The sequence below is a fragment of the Rufibacter sp. JT20002 genome (genome assembly GCF_056491185.1).
On sequence record NZ_JBSZJY010000001.1, the window covers coordinates 93,567 to 115,670 of the forward strand.

At 50.1% G+C, this 22,104-nt stretch carries 23 protein-coding genes; 12 read left to right on the forward strand and 11 right to left on the reverse strand.

Annotation, left to right across the window (positions count from 1 at the left end):
- Positions 1-112 precede the first annotated feature (112 nt).
- Positions 113-403, forward strand: coding sequence for a hypothetical protein (locus ACW9SV_RS00375; protein WP_479554748.1), 291 nt, complete (start codon positions 113-115; stop codon positions 401-403).
- 111 nt (positions 404-514) lie between these two features.
- On the opposite strand, the gene ACW9SV_RS00380 is transcribed toward ACW9SV_RS00375, so the two are convergent.
- A complete protein-coding gene (locus ACW9SV_RS00380) occupies positions 515-1,189 on the reverse strand; it encodes a hypothetical protein (RefSeq protein WP_479554749.1) in 675 nt (224 codons plus the stop codon).
- Between the two features lie 259 nt (positions 1,190-1,448).
- Positions 1,449-2,294, reverse strand: a complete 846-nt coding sequence (locus tag ACW9SV_RS00385) for an OmpA/MotB family protein (RefSeq protein ID WP_479554750.1) — start codon at positions 2,292-2,294, stop codon at positions 1,449-1,451.
- Positions 2,295-2,648: 354 nt separating this feature from the next.
- Here ACW9SV_RS00385 and ACW9SV_RS00390 point away from each other — a divergent pair, with 354 nt between their 5' ends.
- From ACW9SV_RS00390 to ACW9SV_RS00400, 3 genes are all read left to right on the forward strand, one after another.
- Complete coding sequence (locus tag ACW9SV_RS00390) at positions 2,649-2,870, forward strand: CDGSH iron-sulfur domain-containing protein (protein ID WP_479554751.1); 222 nt, start codon at positions 2,649-2,651, stop codon at positions 2,868-2,870.
- A gap of 109 nt (positions 2,871-2,979) precedes the next feature.
- Complete coding sequence (locus ACW9SV_RS00395) at positions 2,980-4,458, forward strand: APC family permease (protein WP_479554752.1); 1,479 nt, start codon at positions 2,980-2,982, stop codon at positions 4,456-4,458.
- Positions 4,459-4,957: 499 nt separating this feature from the next.
- Positions 4,958-5,515 carry a porin family protein gene (locus ACW9SV_RS00400; RefSeq protein ID WP_479554753.1) on the forward strand — a complete coding sequence of 186 codons (558 nt, stop codon included), beginning with the start codon at positions 4,958-4,960 and terminating at the stop codon, positions 5,513-5,515.
- Between the two features lie 22 nt (positions 5,516-5,537).
- Here the strand turns inward: ACW9SV_RS00400 and ACW9SV_RS00405 are convergent, their stop codons facing one another.
- Complete coding sequence (locus tag ACW9SV_RS00405) at positions 5,538-5,690, reverse strand: hypothetical protein (RefSeq protein ID WP_479554754.1); 153 nt, start codon at positions 5,688-5,690, stop codon at positions 5,538-5,540.
- A 193-nt stretch (positions 5,691-5,883) separates the two neighbouring features.
- Between ACW9SV_RS00405 and ACW9SV_RS00410 the strand changes: the two genes are divergently transcribed.
- The 4 genes from ACW9SV_RS00410 to ACW9SV_RS00425 all read left to right on the forward strand — a co-directional run bounded on the left by ACW9SV_RS00410 (position 5,884) and on the right by ACW9SV_RS00425 (position 9,170).
- Positions 5,884-6,408 (forward strand): GNAT family N-acetyltransferase, encoded by a 525-nt coding sequence (locus ACW9SV_RS00410; protein WP_479554755.1) that lies wholly within the window; start codon positions 5,884-5,886, stop codon positions 6,406-6,408.
- A gap of 71 nt (positions 6,409-6,479) precedes the next feature.
- A complete protein-coding gene (locus ACW9SV_RS00415; RefSeq protein ID WP_479554756.1) occupies positions 6,480-7,520 on the forward strand; it encodes a zinc dependent phospholipase C family protein in 1,041 nt (346 codons plus the stop codon).
- 108 nt (positions 7,521-7,628) lie between these two features.
- Positions 7,629-8,243, forward strand: a complete 615-nt coding sequence (locus ACW9SV_RS00420; RefSeq protein ID WP_479554757.1) for a deoxynucleoside kinase — start codon at positions 7,629-7,631, stop codon at positions 8,241-8,243.
- 237 nt (positions 8,244-8,480) lie between these two features.
- The gene (locus ACW9SV_RS00425; RefSeq protein WP_479554758.1) at positions 8,481-9,170 is read left to right on the forward strand and encodes a DUF6565 domain-containing protein; all 690 of its coding nucleotides are present in this window, start codon (positions 8,481-8,483) and stop codon (positions 9,168-9,170) included.
- 31 nt (positions 9,171-9,201) lie between these two features.
- On the opposite strand, the gene ACW9SV_RS00430 is transcribed toward ACW9SV_RS00425, so the two are convergent.
- The 5 genes from ACW9SV_RS00430 to ACW9SV_RS00450 all read right to left on the reverse strand — a co-directional run bounded on the left by ACW9SV_RS00430 (position 9,202) and on the right by ACW9SV_RS00450 (position 12,888).
- Entirely contained in the window at positions 9,202-9,618 is a 417-nt protein-coding gene (locus ACW9SV_RS00430) for a hypothetical protein (protein WP_479554759.1), read from the reverse strand.
- A gap of 110 nt (positions 9,619-9,728) precedes the next feature.
- The gene (locus tag ACW9SV_RS00435; RefSeq protein WP_479554760.1) at positions 9,729-11,096 is read right to left on the reverse strand and encodes a peptidoglycan DD-metalloendopeptidase family protein; all 1,368 of its coding nucleotides are present in this window, start codon (positions 11,094-11,096) and stop codon (positions 9,729-9,731) included.
- Between the two features lie 100 nt (positions 11,097-11,196).
- Positions 11,197-11,454: a hypothetical protein gene (locus tag ACW9SV_RS00440; protein WP_479554761.1), complete on the reverse strand. Its 258-nt coding sequence runs from the start codon at positions 11,452-11,454 to the stop codon at positions 11,197-11,199.
- A gap of 36 nt (positions 11,455-11,490) precedes the next feature.
- The gene (locus ACW9SV_RS00445; protein ID WP_479554762.1) at positions 11,491-11,913 is read right to left on the reverse strand and encodes a hypothetical protein; all 423 of its coding nucleotides are present in this window, start codon (positions 11,911-11,913) and stop codon (positions 11,491-11,493) included.
- Between the two features lie 150 nt (positions 11,914-12,063).
- Positions 12,064-12,888 carry an MOSC domain-containing protein gene (locus tag ACW9SV_RS00450; RefSeq protein ID WP_479554763.1) on the reverse strand — a complete coding sequence of 275 codons (825 nt, stop codon included), beginning with the start codon at positions 12,886-12,888 and terminating at the stop codon, positions 12,064-12,066.
- Between the two features lie 527 nt (positions 12,889-13,415).
- On the opposite strand from ACW9SV_RS00450, the gene xseA reads away from it, so the two are divergent.
- The 3 genes from xseA (at position 13,416) to ACW9SV_RS00465 (ending at position 16,296) form a co-directional block, all read left to right on the forward strand.
- Positions 13,416-14,996: an exodeoxyribonuclease VII large subunit gene (gene xseA / locus ACW9SV_RS00455; protein ID WP_479554764.1), complete on the forward strand. Its 1,581-nt coding sequence runs from the start codon at positions 13,416-13,418 to the stop codon at positions 14,994-14,996.
- A 123-nt stretch (positions 14,997-15,119) separates the two neighbouring features.
- Complete coding sequence (gene xseB, locus ACW9SV_RS00460) at positions 15,120-15,332, forward strand: exodeoxyribonuclease VII small subunit (RefSeq protein WP_479554765.1); 213 nt, start codon at positions 15,120-15,122, stop codon at positions 15,330-15,332.
- Positions 15,333-15,429: 97 nt separating this feature from the next.
- Entirely contained in the window at positions 15,430-16,296 is an 867-nt protein-coding gene (locus ACW9SV_RS00465; protein WP_479554766.1) for a sulfurtransferase, read from the forward strand.
- Between the two features lie 138 nt (positions 16,297-16,434).
- Here the strand turns inward: ACW9SV_RS00465 and ACW9SV_RS00470 are convergent, their stop codons facing one another.
- Positions 16,435-17,655 (reverse strand): S8 family peptidase, encoded by a 1,221-nt coding sequence (locus ACW9SV_RS00470; RefSeq protein ID WP_479554767.1) that lies wholly within the window; start codon positions 17,653-17,655, stop codon positions 16,435-16,437.
- A 285-nt stretch (positions 17,656-17,940) separates the two neighbouring features.
- On the opposite strand from ACW9SV_RS00470, the gene ACW9SV_RS00475 reads away from it, so the two are divergent.
- Positions 17,941-18,702: a peptidylprolyl isomerase gene (locus ACW9SV_RS00475; RefSeq protein WP_479554768.1), complete on the forward strand. Its 762-nt coding sequence runs from the start codon at positions 17,941-17,943 to the stop codon at positions 18,700-18,702.
- 94 nt (positions 18,703-18,796) lie between these two features.
- Here ACW9SV_RS00475 and ACW9SV_RS00480 read toward each other — a convergent pair whose 3' ends face one another.
- Entirely contained in the window at positions 18,797-20,887 is a 2,091-nt protein-coding gene (locus ACW9SV_RS00480; protein ID WP_479554769.1) for a M13 family metallopeptidase, read from the reverse strand.
- 247 nt (positions 20,888-21,134) lie between these two features.
- Positions 21,135-22,061, reverse strand: a complete 927-nt coding sequence (locus ACW9SV_RS00485) for a YihY/virulence factor BrkB family protein (protein ID WP_479554770.1) — start codon at positions 22,059-22,061, stop codon at positions 21,135-21,137.
- Positions 22,062-22,104: the final 43 nt, after the last annotated feature.

Consider the following 22,104-nt stretch of genomic DNA (forward strand, 5'->3'; position numbering starts at 1 on the left):
AGCCCCACAGTACTTAGATTTTACGCCAGCAGGGCGGTTCATAACAACTATAACTTTTTGGTGGGTTTGCCAGTTAAGAGAATCAAGTACAGCGCTTAAAATCTGATAGACTATGAAAAAGCTAATGATGATATTGGCAATGGCTGGCATGACCGGCTTTGTCGCCTGCGACTCTCAAACCGGGCAAAACACTAATTCTGCCGGTACAGATTCAGAACAGAACTCCAGCAACCCCAACAATAACAGTAGTGTTGTTAATCCGAACCCCAATGACACTACCGGGGCTACTGCCACCGAAATTACCCAAAGCCGCGTAGGCAACTCCCAAAACCGGGGCGAGACCAACAACTCCAAGTCCCGGACTACCGAAAACGTGACTTTGCGGGACAGCATAGAACAGTAAAACATACTGCAGAGGTTTTAAAGCCAATTTTAGAAAACCGGCCTTAAAACCTCCGCGCTTGGATTACAATAAAAAAAGGAGAAGCGTGGGCCTCTCCTTTTTTTATTGTCCTTATTGTTTCTTGGCTTTCTGCTGCTCTTTAAATTCCTGCCCAGACCTGAGGGTATAGAACTCCCCTACCAGCGTTCTGATCTTGATTTCATCCAGGGTAGACAATTTCTCCTCTACTGCGGCTTTGCGCTTGCCCAAGTTCTGCAGAATGTAGTCGGCGTAGTCCCAGTCACGGGAGGTCCAGTTTTGGCGCTTGGCCCGCACGTTCTGCATAAACCGGATGTACGCTTCCCGCATGTGGATGGAGCTGATGTTCTGCACGTTCCCGAAGGAGCCCAGCAACTCTTTCTCGCGTAACCGTACTTCTTCGGCCTGCAGCGGCACCTCATCGGCCATGGGCTTGTTTTCCAACTCATGGAAACGGGTTTTCAGCTCCAGGTACTCCCGCTTTGAGTTCTCAGAAAGGTTCTGGAAACTGTTCTCTATTTTGTTTGATTGCCGGGCAAAATCGCTCTTGATGGTAGGCCACTCGGCACGGGTGGTGGTGGCAATTTTGTCTGATTGCATTTTCACCCACTCCTTGAAGTTGCGTAAATCTTGTTCTGCCGGAGACTCCTGCGTCTCCTTGGCACTTGCGGTAACTGGTTTCTCCGTTTCTTGGGTCTGCGCCAAACAAACCGAAGAAAACGAGGCCGTTACCGCCAGAACTAGTCCCAATATCTTTCCTTTATGCATGGCTTGTCTCTTAAAAGTAAATAGGGTTCTCTCTTCAAAGGTAAAAATTTTTCTAAAAGAGCTTCCTTGTGTTTCCTGCAAGAACAACGCCAAAACTTAGATTTTCATTTCACCTGAAAGGCAAAAATTCATTTTCTGCTATGTTTCAATCAACCAGGCGTAAAAACAGGAAGGTCCAGCCGGGCATTAACCTAGCTGAACCTTCCTGTTTTGTCAAAGAATGTGCCTTTTTGGCTTCTCTCTGGTGGTGATACCCTGTTTAGTTCTTTTCCAGGATCTGGAAAAGCTCATCCAGTTTTGGAGTAAGAATGATCTCAGTGCGACGGTTTTTCTGGCGGGCATCGGCGGTGGTGGCAGGGTCAACCGGCACGTATTTAGAACGGCCTGATGGCGTTACCCGCTGGGGAGCCACGCCTGCCTCGGTCAGAATACGGGTGATCTCGGTAGCACGCAACACGCTCAGGTCCCAGTTGTCTTGCATGCCCGCCGTGCCTCTGGCCACCGGCACATCATCGGTGTGGCCTTCTACCACCACGTTCACGTCTTGCTGGTTCTGTAAGGCACCCGCCAGTTTCTTGAGTGCTTCCTGACCTTGGGCATCCACCTTGGTAGAGCCAGACTTGAATAGCAGCTGATTTGATAGAGAGACATACACTTTTCCGTTCCGGACATCAACGGTCAGGTCAGACGCTTTGAAGCCCAGGAGCGCTTTGCTCACTACTTGCCTCAGGTTGTTCACGGCACGGTCTTTCTCGTCTAAAATGCGCTGCATCTCGGCCAGACGGGCCTCACGGGCCTGCAGATCGGCGGAGAGTTTGTCTACCTGCTGGTTTTTGTTGTTCAGGTTGGTACGGAGCGAGGCTTCGGTAGAGGCTTTTTCACTAGCCAGATCGGCTTTCTCCTGGTTCAGGCGTTCTTTGTCTTGCTGCAGGCGAGCCCGCTCGCTTTCCAGTTCGGCTTTTTGGCGAGTGAGTTCATCTTGCAAGACCACCAACGACCGGTTCTCGGCCAAAGCCGCTTCATACTTTTTGGAAGACACACAGGATCCTAACAAACCCAACACCAGCACGGCCGGAAACGCAGGGTTGAAGAAGTTCTTTTTCATAGATTCTTAAATTTTACGCGGTAGTTACTAGTAAAAGCAACAGTGTTTATACGTACGCAAGGCTTGGCGCCCGGGTTAAAACACCGAAATATTTAGCCAGTATGCAAATCTGCAGCTAAGGTTGTTGGGTGCTTTTACCCTATTAGCTCCCCTAGCAGACCCAAAGAAATGGGTTTTACCACCGATAAAACAATGCAAGAAATTGCGCAGAAACAGGCACCCAGATGCAAACCGTAAGGCAAAAATACTATCTTTGGATCGAGGCAAACTTGCTTTGGGGCTAAAAACCCTATCGGCAGCGTTCCCAAGACATTAAATTCATTTACTTTTTTCCTCTATTTTCTTTAAAACAGCATGAAAACCAAATTGACCGTGAACAACAACGGCTCCCTTAAGATTGAAGGCGAGTTTATCATAGTAGATCCGCAAGGAAATGAGTACAACCTGCAAGGACGTGAAGTGGTGTCTATCTGCCGCTGCGGCCTTTCTAAAAACAAGCCTTTCTGCGACGGCTCCCACAAAGGGCACTTTGAGCACAACGCCGTTGCCTTTGAGTTGCCACCGCGCAAGGTGTAACTAAGAGTTCTGAGTCAGAGCCATCATCAAAGAGGCGGAGCTTACCTCTCCGCTTTTTCTCTTTCTTCCTCCTCTACTGTTTCTTCACTCCTATTCGTCATTAGGTTCTATGTCTGTCACCTCTACTACAACCCCTACGGGATTTAAGCGCGAAATCAAACTTTTTGATGCCGTTATGTTGGTGGCCGGTTCCATGATTGGATCCGGTATTTTTATTGTAAGTGCAGATATAGGACGCTCCGTGGGGAGTACAGGCTACCTGCTGCTGGTGTGGGGATTAACCGGATTGATGACCTTGGCCGGTGCTTTGAGTTACGGCGAATTGACCAGCCTGATGCCCCGGGCCGGAGGCCAGTACGTGTACCTGCGGGAGTCTTACGGCCCTTTGGTGGCTTTCCTCTACGGCTGGACCCTTTTCTTGGTAATCCAGAGCGGTACTATTGCCGCTGTGGCGGTGGCCTTTGCCCGATTCACTGGCGTGTTGGTGCCGTGGTTTTCTGAAACCAACGTGCTCCTGGACTTGGGCCTTCTCAAGTTTACCTCGGTGCAGTTACTGGCCATTGTCTCCATCATTGTCCTGACGTTGATCAACCAACAAGGGGTTCGGAACGGGACCATCATTCAAAACATCTTCGGAAGTACCAAGTTGATTGCCTTGTTCGCGCTTTTAGGATTCGGCCTTCTGTTAGGCACCAAACCGGAGGTGATTGACTTGAACTTCTCTAATCTCTGGGATGCGCAGTCTGTGGTGCTGGACAAAGAAACCGGAGCCATCACCCGCACTACCCTGTCGGGCTGGGCGTTGTTGGTAGGCATCAGTACCGCTATGATCGGGTCGCTTTTCTCCTCCGATTCCTGGAACAACATCGGGTTTTCCGGCGATGAGATCGTGAACCCCAAAAGAACCATCGTGCTGAGTATGGCCATCGGCACAGGTATTGTCACGCTGCTGTACATTCTTATTAACGTGGTGTACTTGACCATTCTCCCCCTGCAGGGTGACCCAGCCGGGGTAGACGCCTTGAGCCGTGGGCTCCAGTTTGCCAGCAACGACCGGGTGGGTACGGCCGTGGCCGAAGTAATTGGCGGCGCCCCTGCCACCATTGCCATTGCCATCCTGATCATGATCTCCACCTTTGGCTGCAACAACGGCGTTATCCTCTCGGCTCCCCGGGTGTATTACGCCATGGCCAAAGATGGGTTGTTTTTCCCAAACATGGCCAAACTAAACAAGAACGGGGTACCGGGTGCGGCCTTGGCTATACAAAGCGTGTGGGCAAGTTTGCTTTGCCTTTCGGGCCGTTACTCAGACCTGCTGGACTACGTTATCTTTGCGGTGCTGCTGTTTTACATTCTTACCATTGCAGGCATCTTTATTCTACGCCGCACCATGCCAGATGCACCCCGTCCGTACAAAGCCATCGGGTACCCGGTGTTGCCGGCGCTGTACATTCTGATGGCCTCTTTTATCTGCATTATCCTGCTCATTTATAAGCCTAATTACTCATGGCCGGGTCTTATTCTGGTAGGGATAGGCATACCAGTGTTTTACCTTTTCGGGAAACGGTTCAAGCGGATAGAAGGATAGTAGCAGCTTTACCATTATAGAAGCACCGCTGGTTCGTTTAGAAGACGAGCCAGCGGTGCTTTTGTTTTTAAGCGGATTTAGGGAAAGGGGCCATAAAGGATATGGCTTAAAAGCGGAAAGCCTCCCCTATCGGGAAGGCTTTCCTGTTATTGGTCAAATAAATTCGTCTCTACTCCTGATGTGGCTTTCGCCTTTGTGTTTCTAAACGTACTACTGCCGTATCCCTTAAAAAGCTTAACCAAAGGTCAATTTTATTTAAGTTTTAACGTCAGCTATTCGGTCTAGCTTTTACGACATCTGTTTCGCTACACTATTTAACCAACAATTATAACCTCTTTAACGAACTGCAAGGCAGAAGGTTACAACATCATCGTAATTTCAACATTGCTATTTACCGCAATCTTCCCAAAACCCGGCGGGATCTCGCCTCAAAATGGGCAATATCCTTCCTGCTGATTTGACGTATCTCTCTTACTTTATTCTTTACCCTATTAATTGTATGAAGAAGTTTTTGTTTGCCATGGTTCTGGCTTGGTGCTGTACTTTGGGTGTGAAGGCGCAGACAAGCCTTGGGCTGAAGGGAGGGTTGAACGTGGCTACCATCAGAATCCCTAACACAGACATTGATCCTCGCATAGGCGTACACGTAGGTGGTTTTGCCTCTACCCCTATCTCCAGCAGGTTTGCCTTACAGCCTGAGGTAGTGTACTCGCAACAGGGGGTAGAGACGCCTCAGTACGTGTATACCTACCACTACATCAACGTTCCACTTATCTTCAAAGGCACTATTTCTGGCGGATTGCACGCCCAGGTAGGCCCTCAGTTTGGCATTCTGCTTTCGGCGGACAGAAAAGAAGGGAAAAATTCCCTGGACATCACCGACTCCCGTAACCGGTATGACGGGGCTATTGGCTTAGGCTTGGGGTATGACGTCTCTGCCTGGCAGGTTTCGGCCCGCTACAATCTGGGCTTGTCAGATACCCGGGATGACAGTGACAATGGATTCAACTACACCAATAATGTTTTTCAGTTATCGCTTGGGTATAAGGTAAGGTAATCTACTTTCCTTAGTATATAATTTAAAAGGCAAGGCTCCTTTTTCCGTGACCCGGGAAAGGAGCCTTGCCTTTTATCAGTGCTTTTTCATTACCACACAAAGCCGCTTTATACCTGATTTTCATAAACAGAGGCGAAAACGCTTCAATCAACTTTCTTCTTTCTTCAAGCTCCATCTTTTTAAATTTACCTGTAACTCAAAGCCTTAGGTAAAGCAAAAGTTTTTCATGCATTTAGGGGTTTGGCAAATTACCTTTGTCTTCCATTTAACCCAGGGCAGCATGCTAAGCACTTGCAAATCAATAAACTAATATTTTTAGCTGGTTCCTTTAGCTTGTAGCATCTGCCCTGCCTACTTGCCTTTACTTTATGACTGCGAACACATCCCCCACAGAGTCCATCACCATACAACCCACCACCGACCCCGTCATCATTCATGAATTGGCGCATGCCACGTGGTATCCCACCTATGGCAACATCCTCTCTCAGGAGCAGATAGACTTTATGTTAAAAGAAATCTATTCGCTGGAGTCTTTGAAAGATCAGATGGAGAAGGGTCAAACTTTTCTGCTGCTTCTCTACAACAATACGCCAGCTGCGTTTGCGGCCTACTCCCTTCTGGATGCTTCCCAACAGCACTACAAATTGAATAAGATCTACATTCACCCGGCTTACCAGGGAAAAGGAGCCGGGAAACGGCTTCTGCAAGAAGTTATACAACGGACAAAAGTCTTGGGAGGCAAGCAATTGGAATTAAACGTGCACCGGAAGAACCCTGCCCAACATTTTTATTTCAAATCCGGATTTAAAATCTCTAAAATTATAGACATTCCTTTTGACAGATTCACCTTGAATGACTACATTATGACACTGAATTTAATTGAGACTAACTGATTCTTGATCAATTAGTCATACAGTTAAACCTTATAGGCTTATTCTGAGAAATATTGTAATATTTAATATGTATGCTTAATAACCAGATTAACAAAATCATATTAATAACAGGAATCATTCTAAGTACATCCATTTCTGGATATTGCTGGGGTTTCTTTGGGCATAAGGTTATTCAGCAACTAGCTATTTACGGGCTCCCGAAGGGGATGCAAGGCTTCTACCACCGCAACATGGCCCACTTGGTAGAAACTTCCATCCGCCCGGATGAACGGCGGAACTCAGACCCAAAGGAGGCACCACGCCACTTCATAGACTTAGAGGCATTTGGAGAGCACCCCTTGGAAAACGTGCCTCGCTCCTGGGATGCCGCTGCTGCCAAATACAGCCCAGACACCCTGCAGAAATACGGGATAGTGCCGTGGCAGGTAGTCAGACTGAAAGAACGCCTTACCCAAGCCTTCTACAAGAAAGACAAAGACAGTATCCTCTACTACTCGGCTGACCTGGCCCACTACATCCAGGATGCCCACGTTCCCCTGCACACCAGTTTAAACCACGACGGGCAGCTTACCGGCCAAACAGGGCTCCACAGCCTTTGGGAATCAAAACTACCCGAGCAAAACCTGGCGTCTTACAACCTCAAGCACCACAAGGCCACTTACTTCAAAAACGCCGAGCATGAAATCTGGGAGGTGGTACGTTCCTCGCACGTTTTGGTGCCTCAGTTACTGGCTATTGAAAAACAGGTAAGCCAGAATTTCACAGAAGCCACCAAATACACCACTACTGAGCGCAACGGCCGTACCCGCAAAAGCTACACAGATGCCTTTGCCAGTGCCTACAACCAAGCTTTGGGCACTATGGTGCAGGACCGCATGCGGGCCTCGGCTGAGAAAACGGCTTCTTTCTGGTACACCTGCTGGGTTGATGGCGGCAAACCAGACCTGTCCTTACTCATGGCCACGCCCCGCACCAAAGCCGAGAATAAGCAACTGAAGCAAGAGCAGAAAGCCTGGAAAAAGGGGAACCTACAGGAGAAAGATTTACTCTTGACTAAGATCAGGATTTCGCTCATGGATGTGGTAGACTGGGTCAGCGCCACCTTCGCCTAAGTGCCCTTTGCCGGTTTGTTTTTTAGGTTGATCTTGAACAGCCTACCTAAAATCTGAGGTTAAACCCGTACTTTTGCCGTCCGCGTTTAACAACTGTAGAAAGAGCACATGCATATTGCAATAGTAGGCAACATTGGGGCCGGCAAAACCACTTTGGCCACCAAACTGGCCCAGCATTACAAATGGGAAGTTTTTCTGGAAGCCGTAGACAACAACCCTTACCTGAAAGACTTTTATGAAGACATGCCCCGGTGGGCCTTCCACTTACAGGTTTTCTTCCTGAACAGCCGCTTCAACCAGGTTTTACAGATAAACGAACGCACCAACGGCGTTATCCAGGACCGCACCATCTACGAAGACGCCTTCATCTTCGCCAAGAACCTGCATCACTCCGGCATGATGAGCGACCGCGATTACCAGAACTACTTCAACCTGTTTGAGTCCATGACCAAGATGGTGAAGGCCCCAGACCTGTTGGTGTACCTCAAAGCCGACCTACCTAAACTCATCGGGCAGATCCAGAAACGCGGCCGTGACTACGAAGACAACATCTCGCTGGCTTACCTGAAAAACCTGAATGAGCACTATGACCAATGGATTGCCAATTACAAGCACGGCAAACTACTGGTGATTGATGTAAACCAGATGGACTTCGTGCAGAACCCAGAGGACCTTGGCGTCATCATTGACCGGATCAACATTGAATTGTTCGGGTTGTTTTAGACCAGATTCTTAGTAAAAACCTCCAAAAGGTACGGGGTTGATTCTGGGCCGTTTTACAGAAAGTGGCCCTGAATCAACCCCGCACCTTTTTTTATTGCTCGTTTTTATTGCTCGGCAAGAGTCACAGACAGAAGTATAAAAGTCGAACTAAGGTCTTGGATACCTTAACATCGGAATGCTCTCTTTATCGGATTGATCCCTTGACTTAGATTTGCGTATACATAGGAAAAAAGCAATATGAATCCAATGTATACAAGACGCTTCCTCTTTGGTGCCCTTATGATAGCCTTGCTTACCGGTACTGCCTGTGAGCGAACCTCCCCTTCCAACAACGACCCTAACAACCAGCCTCAAACCCGGGCCGAGCAAGACTTAGCCGAATTACGGGAGTGGATGAAAAACAAAACTGATAGCGCCGGCGGAGAATTAGATGACACTACTTCGTCTGGTAGAGGAGCCCGCCTCAGGGAGGAGTTCAGGCAAAAAACGGCCCAGCTAGACACTCGTTTAGACAGTCTTTCTGAGAAGTCGAAAGAGGAGTATAAAGAGCTAAGGCGAAAATACCAGAATTGGGAAACCCGTAACCAGCAACGCACCCAGATGCCGTTGCAGCAGGAAACTCTGAACCGTTTTGAGGAAGAACTTTTTGGGGCTCCCAATGCCTTAGACGCACATCTTACCGCCACACAGATGCGGGACGTGTACACCCAGTTCCTGCAAAACGTGCGCACACGCCGGAACTCCTGGACCGCCTCGGACTGGGACTACGTGGACGAAATCTACAGTCAGTTAAACCAAAAAAAGGACCAGGTAGAAGACCAGCTATCGGCCCAGGACAAACTTAAAATCAAAGCCTTGCAGGCAGAATACCTTGCCTTGGAGACCAGCAAAGATGCGAAGGATCTGGCTACGGAGATAAAACAGTAAAATCAAAAATTATGGCGGTTAGAGGCCTTTGTTACTTCTTCGTTTCCAAGGCCTCTAACCATTCCATGGCCGAAGATAAATCTCTGAAAATACCCACGTTACAGAGAGCGGACATTCTGCGTTGTAAATCCTGGGCATTGGGCAAGTCATGCATGTCACGGGAGAGCACCAGGGCAAAGTGTTTGAGGCCGGCAGCTACCACCTGCGGCATCCATTCATATTCTAACCAGTCATTGGCTTCTTCCCAATCACCGGTGACGTCACTCTTATCGTTGAGAAGTTTAGAAGAACGCTTCTCTTGCTGCAGGGGCAGGTAGGTCCTGGCGACCGCCACCACGTCATCCTGATCAATATGACCACTCCATTTTACGTAAAACCAGTCTTTCTCCTCTACATATTTAAGAGAGATATACGAATGGTCACTGGTAATTGCCCACAGGTCGGCCATACACGATAAGGTAAGGTTACACGGAGTTCATCTAATAAAAGAGTTTTGTTGTTTGTCTTTAAAGAGTACGTCCTAGCCTAAGTGAATGTTCAACCCTGGTTGCCAAAGGATCAGTGGGCCATTTCGGCCGAAATCCAACCGGTGTCACCCTTGGGATCCTTCACCAGCCAAAACTCGTCCTGCTTGGCCAAAACCCGCACCGTAGAATCAGGGGATAAGTTTTTCTGAGCGGCTGCCTGGGCAGAAGAGGCTTCTAATAAAGGAGCTTCGCGGCGCAACTTCACGGCCTGGATGGGTTTCTCAAGCGTTTCCACCAAAGAAGCGGAAATGTAGCCTTGCTGCCCATCAGGAAGCATCACCCGGTACCAGGACGCCGAACCAGCCAACACCCGCAGCGGTGCATGCTGCGGAAGCGTAAGCAGCGACGTGGCCTTTGCGGCCGGCGCTTCTCTTAATGCTGCGTTTGCTTTTGACACGCGCACCCAATTGCCCAGCTTTTTCTCATCGGCCTGCAAAGAGGCGGGTTTGGTGCGATCCTGGTGCACGTACGGGTATGGATCAACGGCTCCCTCCCCGAAGCGGTAAATGCCAAAGTGCAGGTGTGGGGCCGTGGTGATGGCGTTGCCGGTATTGCCTAAAAGCCCCAACGTGTCCCCGATGGAAACGCGCTGGCCAGGCTGCACCAATTGGCTGTCCAGGTGGGCGTAGTAGAGGCTTTGCTGCCGTTTAAGATCAGAAAGCCAGACCACCTTGCCCCCGATGGGTGTCACATTCACCCGCGAAACCACGCCTTCCACCGAGGCAACCACTGGGGTATTCCGGGGAGCGAAAATGTCAATACCTTCGTGTTTTCTGGCCCCGGCGTCACGCTCAGCACCCCAGAAGCTTTGTACGGCCCGGCTGTCTTTGCCCTGCACCGGAAACGCAAGAATGGGCGCCGTCTCAATAGTGACGGTGTATTGCCCGCTTCTGAGCAACTCTGGCTGTACCCGCAGCAGGTGCGGCAACTCTTCCTCTATCTCATACTCCAGACTCTGGGCAGTGGTATCGGCGTAAGAGACTTGTTTGGGTTGGGCGGTATTGTCTGGGCTTGCTTCAAACAGGTCAATAAACACCTGGGGCACTTCGCGTCCCTGGGTCTGCACTTTCACCGCCACTTTCTGGCCTTGCTTTACCGTGAAGCGGTAACTGGCAGCCATGGGCTTGTCTGCCGGAAAATACCCGGTTTCTTTGAACGGAAGGGTGATGGGCACGGCTTGTTGCAGGGCTCGCTCACCGGCGGCTACCCATTGCTGCCCCAAGGCGGTTTCGTCCAGCTTCGCGGCTTTCAGGCTCGCCTGGTATTTTTCGTAAGGCGTCTGCTTTTTGAACACTCCCCGCAACGTATTCTGCGGACTACAGGCCGTGAACATCAGCAGGGCTAAGGGGACAAGAAAAAAGAAGAATCGTAAGCGAATAGAATATATAGTAAGAAGCATTTTATCAAGTCTTTAAAGCAATAACCCGATTGCCGGGGAGAAGGTTTCTCTCCCAGGCAATCGGGTTATTCTACGTAGGCAATCCTGAAAGTGCTGCGGATTATTCTTCTTCTATGCGGTGGTGCGGGTGGGCGTAGTTGCGCGCGGCGGCTTCTTCAATCACCTCGTATTGGTCCAGCATCAATTGGGGGTTATCAGAGTTCGTGGCTTTCACATACACACCTTCGGGGGTTTGGTAAATAGCATAGTTGTGCAACCCAAAAGGAAACAAATTGTTGCTTCTCAATTCCTTGGCGTAGGTAAGGTCTATTTCTTCTCCGCCCAGGGCGGTAATCAAGTAACGGCTATGTTGTGTCATGTTGGTGTAAAGAAGTAAAGAGGTATAAACGGGGCTTCAAGCTTGACGCCGGCGGACTTGCTGGGTCAGCCAATGCTTCGCCTCGGTGCCGGAGAAAAAGTGGCGGTTCATACAAATCCCTTTCCCGTTAGAAATCTCCTCAATGGTGTTGACCGCTAATTTGGTAAATATTTTCTCAGAAACTAAGAGGGCTATGTATAGGTAGTTTCCTACCGCGTTCTGGGCTAATTGTTCAATGATGGTGTTTCCTACCCATTTCTGGTCTTCAGGAGAAATCACTCCCATGTTCCGGGCGTCCACAAACAACCGATGCGTAGGCGTTCTAACCATGGAAGCCACTACTCTCCTATTTGCCTCCCTGAACTCTTCTGAGGTACCCTGCCGCTTATAAATCAGGTAAGCGGCTTCTAGCACTTCATCATAGCCTGTTGTGGCATAATCATTATCCGTGTGCACCATTTAAGAAAGGAAAGACTTTAGGTCAAAGTTCTGCAAATTACACCTGAAACGCAGTCTCTGCAAGTTTAAAACAGTACCCCATTTTAGGGCCGATTTGGAAAAAACAACACTAAAAAAGGATAAAGGGCGGATTCTAAAGAAAGAGTACGATTATCCTTCCACAGAACCAGTTTCCATCACCGAGATACGGTCCCCTACGGAGACAGTTCCTGTGGAAAGGCCGATCAGGTTCATCCCGAAAATCACTTTGTTGCCCTTCTTCTGGTAAGTGGACAAGGTTTTCAGGGGCTCGGCGCCTGCTTGGGCGGTATCCTGGTTTATGGTGGTCACGTTGCAGCGACCGCAGGGTTTGGCCCCGTAAAAAAGGACATCGCCAATCTTAAAGGTTTTCCATTTCTCCTCGGCGTAGGCTTGCCCGCCGGTAAATACGAAGTTAGGTCGGAAGCGGTTGATCGGCACCTGCTCCTCCAGCCGGCTGTTCAAGTCATTCAACGACTCCTGCCCAATGATGAGGAAGGGGTACCCGTCAGAGAAGCTTACTTTTTCGTTGTGCTTGGCATAGTTAGGGTCAATCAATCGGATAGAATTCTCAGGCATGTACACCAGGCGGCAGTTAATGCCCAGGGCTTCGGTAAACCAGGCATTCGCTTCCGGGCTGACAATGTAGGCAAAGCAGATATCGTCCCACACGGTGACCAGGGTAGAACGGGTACTATTGGTTTCATAAGGCACCAGCAAAGGCGCTAACTCTTTTTGCTTGTGGGTTATCACCAGCCCTTCGGGCGAAAGGGCTACCTGCAGGAGCGCCATCTCGGCTATTTTACGTTGAGTCAGGAAAATGCCACTATCATCAATAAGCATCCAGCGCCGGTCATACTGCAATCCCCTTTCCTGCACCTGGGCAGAAGTCAGGGAAATGCCGCTTAAAGATTTGATAGGGTAAATGTAAATTTCGCTGAGTACTAAACTTGACATAGGGTTCTTCTGGTGTGCGTGACCTTCCCGCACCATTGGTGCGACCAAAGATAGGAATGATTCTTACAACGCGAAGAGCCCTCCCAAGGATTTGTACTTTGGTAATAATTTCGCCTGTTCAGAGATTTTTTCCTGACAACCGGTTTCCGTCTCCTTTTTACTTTCAGAAGTGGCTCGTGTGCAAGAGGTGTTCTGGCTTCTTTCCTGATCTGGTCTCCCCGCAAAGGGCAAAAGAGGGTTTACTATTTTCAGCGGGTTTTTAGGAAATCAATGGTAAAACCAGATCAGGAAAGAAGCCAATGGCCGACGGACCTTTCAGGCTTTCTCTCTGGTGCGCTAAGTCGCCGTTTTGTGTTGCCTTTTATTGCATAAATTTTCTTTACTTAGAGGATGCACTTAACTGGTTGGCTTGAAAGAAATTAAGCTACAGGAGGCGAAAGCAAAATGCTTAAATTTTTAGCAAACAAGTTGGAGGCATTCATAAAAACCGTAATTTTAGCAGACTGAAAACAAGAGGAGCGCACGGCATGGGGACATTTTTTCAGAGTAGAAGCGAAGAGATTTCGTTTACTATCAGCACAAACAGGCCTTTCACGCTCTATGAGTTCAACAAGCGCCTGCGCGAAGAAATAGAGAATGCCCTTCCGCACAGGTACTGGATCATCGCCGAGATTTCGGAGGCCCGGGTGCACCACCAGAGCGGCCATTGCTATCTTACCCTCACCGATAAAGAACCGGGTTCTAAAAGCACCCTCACGGCCCAGGCCCGCGGCACCATCTGGAAACGCCAGTACCAGGAGATTGCCCAGTATTTTGAGGCCCAGACCGGGCATCCGCTTAGGGCAGGGCTTAAGATCCTGTTCAATGCCAGCCCACGCTTTCATGAACTGTACGGCTTCAGTCTGGACATCCATGACATAGACCCCACTTACACCCTTGGAGACCTTGCCCGCCAGCGCCAGGAAACCATTACTCGCCTGGAAACCGAGGGATTATTAAAATTAAACCAAAAACAGGTGCTGCCCGAGGTACCGCAACGGCTGGCGATCATCTCCTCGCCTACCGCCGCCGGTTACCAGGATTTTGTGGCCCAATTGGCCAACAACCCATTTGGCTACGACTTTAAGCTGTCCCTTTTTGAGGCCAGCGTGCAGGGCATTGAGGCGGTTTCGTCCATCAAAGCGGCGTTGTCCAGAGTTTCGTTACAAAGGCAGGCGTTTGACGCGGTGGTGATCATCCGGGGCGGGGGTTCCCAAACCGATTTGCTGTGTTTTGACCACTATGAGCTAGCCTCTATGGTGGCCCAGATGCCTTTGCCGGTTCTGACGGGGATTGGGCACGAGCGCGATGAATCCATCACCGACTTGGTGGCCCACACTCCTCTGAAAACCCCGACGGCCGTTGCGGCTTTCTTGATTGACCGGCTCAATGAGTTTGAGGCGGGCATGGAGGAAGTGTTTCTGCAGATAAAGGATGCTGCCACCACACTAGCCGTAGCCGCGGAACGGCGCGTGGCCTTACTGGCGGCGCAGGTGCAGCAAGGAACCAACCAGTACCTGCACAGACGGCAGTTCCAGTTGGAGTGCCAGACCCGTACCCTGTCTGACAAGCCCCAGAAGTTTCTCACCGAAGAGCAGCGCCACGTCATGTGCGAGGAGTTACGCCTGACCCACGCCGTAGACCAACTGCTCCGGATTAAAGGCACCCGGCAGCAGCAGTACTTGCTGCAACTGGAAACCGGCAGTTTGAAGAAATTGGAAACGGGCCAGCGCAGGGTAACTCACGTGGAGCATTGCATCCAGTTATCGGCGAAGCAGCGGGTACAGAAAGCGCAGATGCATTTCCAGAAAAACCAGCAGCGGCTGCTGTACGGCGCCAAAGACCATCTGCAGATTAAGGGGCACCAGCTCCAATTGATGGAAATGGATTTCAAGTCGCACGACCCCGAAATCATGCTGATGCGAGGCTACACCCTTACCTACGTAAACGGGAAACTGCTTCGGTCCCTGGACCAGGTTACCCCCGGCGATGTTCTGCAAACCCGGCTTTTGGCGGGTTCCGTCATCAGCAAAGTCACCAAAACCAAAGAACCAGACCTTTTTGATTAACCCCAACCTTCATCAGAGATCAAGAATCAGTAAGTAGATACAACTCAGACCAACCAGTTAGCTGCCTACCACCCTCATCTTGATTTTTGATATTAACTTCCTTATTTCTAATTAAAACCTGCTATGAGCAATCTTACCTATAAACAAGCAACCCAAGAATTAGAGGCTATCTTGAAAGCCATTGAGAACGATGACGTGGACGTGGATGAACTGACCCAGAAAGTGCAGCGTTCCTCAGAACTTCTGAAACTCTGCAAGCAAAAACTCAGAAACGCTGAGGATGCCATCAGTCAGGTATTCAAAGACATCAACTGCGAAGACCCCAAAGCTGAATAAGCTATTCTGCTGTTTCAGCCCTATTTTCTTAAACTAAGGATGAAACTCATCTATCGTTTATAACTCAGTTCACTAGCCAAAAACCAACCTTTCACCTATGTCAAACCCCATCCTTGATCCGGCAGATTTACTTTCATTGACGCAAGAAGAAAAGTTGGTTTTAATTGATGCCCGGCAAGGCCCTACCGCTTACCAGGATTACCTAAAGGAGCACCTGGCCAATGCCCAACACGTGGATCTGGAAAAAGACTTAGCGGACGTGCCCGAGGATGCGGCCCACGGAGGCCGTCACCCGCTTCCGCCTCTTGAAACATTTGCCGCCTACCTGGGTAAACTCGGCATTAACCCTTCCTCCCACGTGGTGATCTACGATGACAAAAACGGGGCAAATGCTGCCTCCCGGTTCTGGTGGATGCTCAAGGCTGTGGGGCACCAAAAAGCCCAAGTTTTAAATGGAGGATTGAAAGCTGCCGTAGAGGCAGGTTTTCCTGTTTCTAACGAGGCACCCTCCCTTTCCCCTGCCACCGCTTACCCGGTTTCTTCCTGGCAGCGCCCCATGGCAGATATGGAAGAAGTAAGCCGGGTGGCAAAATATAAAGACTACCTGGTGATTGATGTGCGGGATGCGTACCGCTACAAAGGCGAAAGCGAGCCCATCGATCCCGTGGCGGGTCATATACCCGGGGCGGTGAATGTTCCCTTAACCGGTAACTTACAGCCAGACGGGCGCTTCCTTTCCCCTGATGAGCTGCAAGCCAAGTACAAAGCCATCCTCCAAGACGTGTCCCCTGACCAGGTGATTGTGCACTGCGGCTCTGGGGTCACGGCTTGTCATACCCTCCTAGCCTTGGAAAGCGCAGGAATTACCGATGCCAAACTGTATGTGGGCTCCTGGAGTGAATGGTGCCGCAACGATAAGCCCATTGCCCTTGGCGAGGAGAACCCAACCACAGATTTAAGGTAGTTTCTCTCCAAAAGCCACCGTCTACTTTTAGACCTTCTTCTAAGACAAACCTTTTGATTCACTTTTCATCAAAAAGGGTCAAAAACAGCAAGGCCGCCTCTGAGTTCAGAGGCGGCCTTGCTGTATATAAGTCAAATTCTATAAGTGAATGATAGGGTCTGCTTTGCCGTCTGGATCATTCTTCACTGCGCCACTCGTTCCTACATTTCTTCCTTTTAAAAGCGCCACGCCCGCAGCGTGCGGTGTCGCCATGGAAGTACCACTGATACTGTTGTATCCTCCATCTTTCCAGGTAGATTGGATGCCCACCCCTGGGGCGCAATAATCTACCGGCGGATTCCCGTAGTTGGAGAAAGAAGCCCAGGAATCAGAGCTGTTCATAGCGGAAATGGTAAGAATGTTTGTACCGTTCACTCGGGCCGGAGAATGGTTATTTGCATGATCTGACTCATTACCAGCCGCCAGACAGAAAATCACGCCACTTCTAGAAGAGGCATTTAAAACGGCATTATCCAAGGCGGTAGAAGCACCTCCCCCCAAGCTCATGTTCGCTACTTGACCGGCCTTTCCGTTAGCACCTACGTAATCCACTCCGGCTATCACACCAGATGTTGTACCGCTTCCCTGGGCATTCAGCACCTTAACCGCAATCACAGTAGCGTTATACGCCACACCAATCACCCCTATGGTATTGTTCCTGGCGGCAATGGTTCCCGCTACGTGAGTTCCGTGTCCGTTACCGTCGTCTGCATCATTTGCATCTCTACCGGTGGTGATGAAGGTTCTGCTCTTTGAAACATCAACGTTCAGGTCAGGGTGAGTTAGGTCAATGCCGGTATCAATCACCCAGGCAACTTTTCCTGTGCCATCTGCATAACCTACCCGGGTAATACCCCATGGGATAGTTTGGATGGTAGGCGTTGTGCCACCTCCTCCAGGTTTTCCTAAGCTGATGATTTTGTCTTGCTCTATAGAATCAACCCGAGGGTCACGACGCAATTTTTCCACTTCTGACTCTGAGAGTTCCACGCTGAACCCTTGAAGTGCTTTCCCATAGGCGTGCTCAATGGCTTCAGGGTTGAGGCCGCGTTCCCGTAGGATCTGCTGCCCAAAGCCTTTCACCTGGCGTTGTCTCGCCTCATAAGACTCACTTTCTGCCAAACGTAGGTTGGTTCCGCTTTTCAGAACCACAATGTATTTACCGGCAATGAGGGCCCCGCTGTCAGAAACAGCAGCTAGTTCCTGCGGCTGCACGGCATCTTCTACCTGCTCACAGCCTTGAAACGTACACGAAGAAGCGACCACGGTAGCTCCAATCAGGAATTTAAACCGGGATACGGAAAGGTACTTGTTGCTCATAAGATAGATGGATTTGTTTGGTTTGGAAAGGGGAAAACATTTATCAGAATGTAAACCAATTTAGAAAGAACAAACTATAAGTACAAACCAAATCCCTGAATATTTCTATTTTTAAACACGTATACGCACCTTAAATATAGAAATCTTATATATAAACAGACGAACGCTCCTGCTTCTAAATCAGATAAAAGGCAGAAACTAAGAACCATGACGGTTGCTTTTGCGATTCTGTTCTGCTTCTTCTAGCTTTACTTTTTTCACCAATGCCATTTAACCAAAGAGTAAATGCTACCATTCACTAATAAAGCCTGTGGGGCATCCAAGTATCTGCTCGTATTCGGTTTTGCTTTGCTGGGAGCTTGCCAACAGAAGCAGGAAGCCCCCGCTGTAGCCAAAGAACCCACTCCTCCTCCGGCACCGGCGGTGCTTACCCAGGAGGTGGTCACCGATACCCTTACCGCTTACGGGCTGGCGCATCCCAATGACACCTTGGTACTCATCAGCACCCCCAAAGGGGATATCAAGATCAGGTTGTACAAAGATACTCCGCTGCACCGCGCAAACTTTGTGCGGCTGGCTAATTACGGCTTCTTTGACAAAACGGTGTTTTTCAGAGTGGAGAAGGATTTCATGATCCAGGGTGGCCGGTCCGATTTCCAGACCATGAAAATTGGTTCCTATAAAATTCCGCCGGAGATAAAACCTCATTATTTCCACAAGCGAGGCGCAGTGGGCATGGCGCGCTATGGAGATGAGGAAAACCCAGAGCGAATGTCTTCCAACAAAGATTTTTACATCGTGCAGGGACACAAATTACCTGAGTACGAGCTACAGGCCAATATCAAAGAGTTTAACCTGAAACTCACCCCGGCCCAGAAACAATTCTACCGCACCGTGGGCGGGGCGCCAAACCTGGATCAAACCTTTACGGTCTTTGGCGAGGTGGTGGAAGGCATGGAGGTGGTGGATAGCATTGCCTCGGTGCCGGTAGACCAAACTAAATGGCCAGTGAACGACATTGGCATGCAGGTCAGAGTCATCCGGTAACCTCCTCTAAAATGCATCTAAAAAAACGCACCCCATCTCTGAGGTGCGTTTTTCATATAGATATAGTTTAACTAAAAAGCTGTGGAAACGGAAATTACCAGATATGCACGCGCTCCGCGTCTGGACGGTACATTTTATTCCCAGGAGCGCAACCAAAGGCTTTGTAAAACTGCGGCATGTTTGACAGAGGTCCGTTAATCCGGAAGGAAGCCGGAGAATGCGGATCGGTCAGGACTTGCTGGCGCAGGAAGTTCTCGGTGGCGTTGGTTCTCCAGATCTGGGCCCAAGCCAGGAAGAAACGCTGGTCGGGCGTAAAGCCGTCAATCTTGCCCACATTCTTGTTAGCGATGGCTTTCTGCAGAGCGGTGTAGGCTATGTTCAAGCCCCCGATATCAGCGATGTTTTCGCCCATGGTCAGTTTCCCGTTCACAAACACGCTATCCAACGGCTGCATGGCGCTGTACTGGCGGTCTACCAGGTCAGTGCGCTGCTTGAACTTGGCTTTGTCTTCGGCGGTCCACCAGTCACGCAGGTTGCCCTCTGGGTCGTACTGACTACCCTGGTCATCGAAACCGTGGGTAAGTTCGTGCCCAATCACGGCTCCCATACCCCCGTAGTTCACGGCATCATCGGCTTTAGGGTCAAAGAACGGAGGCTGCAGGATGCCGGCCGGGAATACAATCTCGTTCATGCTTGGGTTATAGTAGGCATTCACGGTTGGCGGCGTCATGCCCCATTCGGCGCGATCCACCGGCTTGCCCAATTTGCTCACGTTGTCTCTGAAGCCCCATTCAGAAGCGTTCAACACGTTTTGCAGGTAAGAAGTACGGCTAACCGTTAACCCTTCGTAGTTCTCCCAAGTCTCGGGGTACCCGATTTTCACCGCGAAGGCATTTAGCTTGGCCAGCGCCTGTTGCTTAGTGGCGGCGCTCATCCAGTCCAGGTTCTTCACGTGCTCCTGGAACGCGGCCCGCAGGTTGTTCACCATCTCCAAGGCCTTGGCCTTAGCCTCAGGCGAGAAGGCTTTGTCTACGTACTCCTGGCCCAGCGCCTCGCCAATGGTGGCATCGGTCATACGCAGCACGCGCTTCCAGCGGGGCTGCATCTCTTTGGCGCCGCTCAAGAATTTACTATTGAAGTTGAAGCTTTCCTGTACAAACGCCTGGGGCAGATACGCCGCCGAGGTACGGGCCAGGTGCCAGCGCAGATAGGTTTTCCAGTCAGAAACCGGCACAGAGGCCAGCATAGCGTTGGCTTCCTTCAGGAAGGCAGGCTGCCCTACAATCACTTCTTTGGCCCCGGTCACGTTCATGTTTTTCAGGAGCGTAGGCCAGTTGAAGTTAGGTGCCAGTTTCTGCAGCTCCGCAATGGTCATTTTGTTGTAGGTCGCATGCGGATCGCGTTGCTGTACCCGGGTCATGGAGGCGTTAGCCAGACGGGTCTCCATCTCTACCACTTTGGCAGCGTTTTTACGCGCAGTGGCCTCATTGTCGCCCAGCAAACGGAACATATTGCCGATGTGCTTCTGATACTCCTCTTTCACGCTCTTAGAGCGGGCATCGGTTTTCAGGTAATAATCACGGTCGGGCAAGCCCAGACCGCTCTGGTTGATGTTGACAATGTACTGGGTGCTGTTCTTGTCGTCCTGGCCTACGTAAAAACCAAACACTCCGCCCCGACCCAGTACCCGCATACGGGCCATGGTCTGCAGCAGGCTGTTTCTGTCTTTCACCGCGTTAATTCTGTCCAGCTCGGGTTTCAAAGGCGTAAGCCCCGCGCGCTCAATAGCGGCAGAATCCATACCAGCGGCGTAGAAATCACCTACCAACTGCGTGGAAGAACCTTTGGTGGCATTCGTTTGCTTCACCGCCGCATCCACCACTGACCGCAACATGGCATTGTTGTTATCGGCGAGCTCATTGAAGCTGCCCCACCGGCTCTCAGAAGCTGGAATGGGGTTGTTTTTGATCCATCCGCCATTGGCGAAAAGGTTGAAATCCTCGCAGGGAGAAACGCTGCGGTCCAGGTTCGCCATGTTCAGTCCTACGCCTTTCACCTCAGGTTCAGACTGGCTTACCGCCGCTGTCTCGGTGGTGGTAGCCTGCTGCACGGCAGGCTTGGAGCATCCGGCCGCCACAACCCCGCTGAAGGCCGAGGCCAGCCAAAATAAATTACTTTTCTTCATAAAGATGTTAGTGATTAACAACAAGTTGACTCAGGAGAGCCTTGAAAGACTAGCAATATAAAACCGCAGAGCCCTTAAAGCAAACAAAATCAAACAAACGCTTGAAAAACTGCCTAGTGATGCATCGGAAACGAACAACAGCCCAGAGTTCTTCTTCTTCTTCTTCTTCTTCTTCTTCTTGAAGGTCTGCCTTTCCGATTTAAGATCTACTTTCAGAAAACCAGGCCAGAAACAAGGTCCTTCTGATTTACAGCAAAGGGGCTTCGTTCACCTCCCGCCACTCATAAAAGGTGGCGAAGGACTTGGGGTGCAGGGGCTGCTTTTTGTAGCGGGCGTAGACCAGGGTGAAACAGGCGCCAAAGAAAAAGATCATAGCTGAGTAGAAGATGAACAACAGCAAAACCACAATGGAACCTGAGGTGGCGTACAAAGAACCCAGGTCACTGTTGATCAGTACTCGGGCCAGCACCATTTTCCCCAACAGGAACAGAAAAGCAGTGACCGCGGCCCCTACCCAAACGGCGCGTACCGGCATGTGCGCAAAAGGAAGATATCGGAAGATAATGGCAAACCAGGCGGTCTCCACCAGAAGCCCGAAGCAGCGGTTCAGGACCTGGATCAGGCGCAGCTGAAAATGCTCATCTACCAGCAGGTAATGGTCGTTGAGAAACGCGAGGGAGGCGTCAATGACCAGAAAAGCCAGAAAAAGAAGTCCGCTGGAGAAAATGATAAGCAACGCACGGAACCGGTTGCGCAAAGCCCTTCTCAAATGCTGGTGCCCCCGTACTTTGATGCTCCAGAGCTGGTTCAGGGAATTCTGGATAACGGTAAACAGCGTGGTGGAAACAAAGGTCAAAAACAAGAAACTGAAAGCCGCCGCCCAACCATTGCCTTGTAAATCCAGGAAATTGGTCAAGATCAACTCAATTTGCCCGGCAATGTCTTCGCCTACCAAACTGGTCAGTTTCTCAAAAAGCTCGCCGGTAATCAGCGCATCGTTGAACAGGACCCCTAACAAAGAGATCACCAGAATTAAAATGGGCGGGAGGGCAAACAAGGTGAAAAACGCTACCGAAGAAGCTAACCGTAGCGGATCATTCTGCCTGAACAGGTCAAAAGCATCTCTGAAAAGACGAAAAGCGGGCTGTACTCTGACAAGAAGTTGGGAGGGCATAAGAGCAATCATCTGGCCCCATTACGTAAAAAGCCGTTTGGTG